We start from the raw sequence: 2,584 nt of genomic DNA, 5'->3' as shown, positions 1-2,584 counted from the left end.
ACCGTCCCTGCGCCATATTGGCGCAGGGACGGTTTCATTTGTGAAAGTCACAAGGAAAAATTGCTGCTGTTTATTTTGAAGGTTCCTCATTGCCTTGCTTCCGATGGTCCAAAGCATACCGACAGCATTGCAGCACCAGCATATTAAAGGAAATACCGGTCTCCTCCGCCGTGCTGCTCAGGTCCTCAAAAAGCTTTTCAGTAAAACGAATCGTCCGGGGTACGTTTGCGTTCGCATATTGCCTGTCAATTTTAAACACAGTAACACCACCTTTATTGGTATTGATAGTATAACTATTTTTGGTTATATTTTAATATAACCAAAAGCGGTGCAAGTAAAGGCGGGAGGATAACATGAAAGAAAGTCAGACAAACTTCGCATACAGGCGTTTGGAGATTAAACTATCCAAAATTGCCGCAAAAATTGCAGACGCGACAGACCTGTCCCGTCACGCATAAGACTTAATTTGCCTGTTTAAAAAGGACGTAATTAACGTCCGCTTGCGGCAAAAAGCGTATTGACTTCCCATTTCCGCAATGCTATGCTAATGGAAACACAGGCACGGGTGAGAGTGATCGGGGACCGTCCCAAAGCCAGGGACACATTGGGCCCGGATCACCGTTCGCCCACAGGAAGCAGAGCTGAAAAGCTCGGGAAAAGGACCCGTCTTCCGCGATTTTTAAAGCGAAGCGGACATTACGGGAAATATGGAAAGGAGCACATATCATGAGCGAACTGAAATTTTACATTTGCAAGCATTGCGGCAATCTGGTGGAGATGGTTCATACGGGCGGCGGCCAGCTGGTCTGCTGCGGCGACCCCATGGTGGAGTTGACGGCCAACACCGTTGACGCCAGTCAGGAGAAGCACGTCCCCGTCGTCACTGTGGAAGGGGATACCGTGAAGGTCGCCGTTGGCGCGGTGGCACATCCCATGCTTGAGGAGCATTATATCCAGTGGGTTTATCTGAAGACCGAGCATGGCGCTCTGCGTCATGAATTCAAGCCCGGCGATGCGCCCGAGGCCACGTTCTGCCTCAACGGCGAAAAGGTTCTGGCGACCTATGAATACTGCAATCTGCACGGCCTCTGGAAAAAGGAGCTGTAAACGGTTCAGTCTCACGAGTAACAAAAACCGATGGCCGCCTGCGCGGCCATCGGTTTTCTGCTGAATGCGCATGAAAGAGGAGGGACAGGCATGAAGGTTTGTATTCTCCAAGGAAGTCCAAGGGAAAAGGGCAATACCAACGCTCTTCTGGTCCCGTTTACACAAAGGCTGGAGGAGCGGGGCCATCTCTGCCAAACGATTTCACTCCGGAAAAAGGATGTAAGGCCCTGCACCGCCTGCCGTGCCTGTCAAAAGGACTGGACCGTCTTTGGCTGCGTACAGCAGGACGACATGCAGGAGATTTTTGACGCTGCCCTCTCCTGCGATTTGCTGGTTTTGGCGTCGCCCATTTACGCGTGGTATTGCACCCCGCCCATGAAGGCGGTGGTGGACCGGCTGGTATACGGCATGAACAAGTATTACGGCGAGGCCAAGGGCCCGTCCCTTTGGGCGGGGAAGTCCATGGCGCTGGTGACTACCTGCGGCTACGCCCCGGAAAAAGGGGCAGACCTTTGGGAGGCCGGTATGCGGCGCTATTGCAAGCACTCCCGGCTGAAGTATCTGGGAATGCTGGCGGAGCGGCACCTGGGCTATGATGTGCCGTTTATGGACAGGGAAAAGTCCGACCGCGCGGCGAAATTTGCCGACCGGCTCTGCGATGAAGTGGAAAAATAGTAAATTTTTTTAAAGTTGCATATGCAACTTAACACATGAGCGTATTCGTATATACTCATATCATAGACAGCAAGAAACAACTGTCAGCCAAAAGCCGGCGCATGGCACGCCGGGTTATAAGGAGGAAATATCATATGAAGAAATGGGTTTGTTCTATCTGCGGATATGTATTTGAAGGCGAAAATCCCCCCGAGAAGTGCCCCCAGTGCGGCGCCCCTGCTTCTAAGTTCATCGAGCAGAAGGGTGAAATGGTTTGGGCTGCCGAGCATGTGATCGGCGTGGGCAAGTCCTTTGGGGACAATGTGCCTGTTGAGGTTCAGAATGAGATTGTGGAGGGTCTGCGGGCCAACTTCACCGGCGAGTGCACCGAGGTGGGCATGTATCTGGCGATGAGCCGGGCCGCCTATCGCGAGGGCTATCCCGAAATCGGCGACTATTGGCATAAGGCCGGTCTGGAAGAGGCTGAGCACGCCGCCAGATTTGCGGAACTGCTGGGCGAGGTCGTCACCGATTCCTCCAAGAAGAATCTGGAGATGCGCGTGGAGGCCGAGAACGGCGCTACCATGGGCAAGTTTGAGCTGGCGAAGCTTGCTAAGCAGTATAATCTGGACGCCATTCACGACACCGTCCACGAGATGGCCCGTGACGAAGCTAGACACGGCAAGGCCTTCGCCGGTCTGCTGAACAGATACTTTGGCAAGTAAGCGCTCCTTCCATATTTAAGAGTAAGCAGGCCCCGGGAAATTCCCGGGGCCTGCTTTTTCCAGTGAGAAACCGCCCCGGCCAATGGACCGGGGCGGGT

Annotated in this window: 3 protein-coding genes; all 3 read left to right on the top strand. The window is 53.3% G+C overall.

The features are described 5' to 3' along the window. The first annotated feature begins 726 nt into the window (after positions 1-726). The 3 genes from B2W96_RS04175 (at position 727) to B2W96_RS04165 (ending at position 2,486) form a co-directional block, all read left to right on the top strand. Positions 727-1,107, top strand: a complete 381-nt coding sequence (locus B2W96_RS04175) for a desulfoferrodoxin (protein WP_293008853.1) — start codon at positions 727-729, stop codon at positions 1,105-1,107. 90 nt (positions 1,108-1,197) lie between these two features. Continuing rightward, the gene (locus tag B2W96_RS04170) at positions 1,198-1,782 is read left to right on the top strand and encodes a flavodoxin family protein (RefSeq protein WP_293008851.1); all 585 of its coding nucleotides are present in this window, start codon (positions 1,198-1,200) and stop codon (positions 1,780-1,782) included. Positions 1,783-1,916: 134 nt separating this feature from the next. Then, positions 1,917-2,486, top strand: a complete 570-nt coding sequence (locus B2W96_RS04165) for an NADH peroxidase (RefSeq protein WP_293008849.1) — start codon at positions 1,917-1,919, stop codon at positions 2,484-2,486. Positions 2,487-2,584: the final 98 nt, after the last annotated feature.

It is taken from the genome of Oscillibacter sp. UBA6647, from assembly GCA_002455655.1.
In the GTDB taxonomy this organism is placed as follows: Bacteria; Bacillota; Clostridia; order Oscillospirales; family Oscillospiraceae; genus Oscillibacter.
The sequence above is the reverse complement of the archived record's forward strand: the minus strand, read 5'-3'. Positions and strand labels throughout refer to the sequence as shown.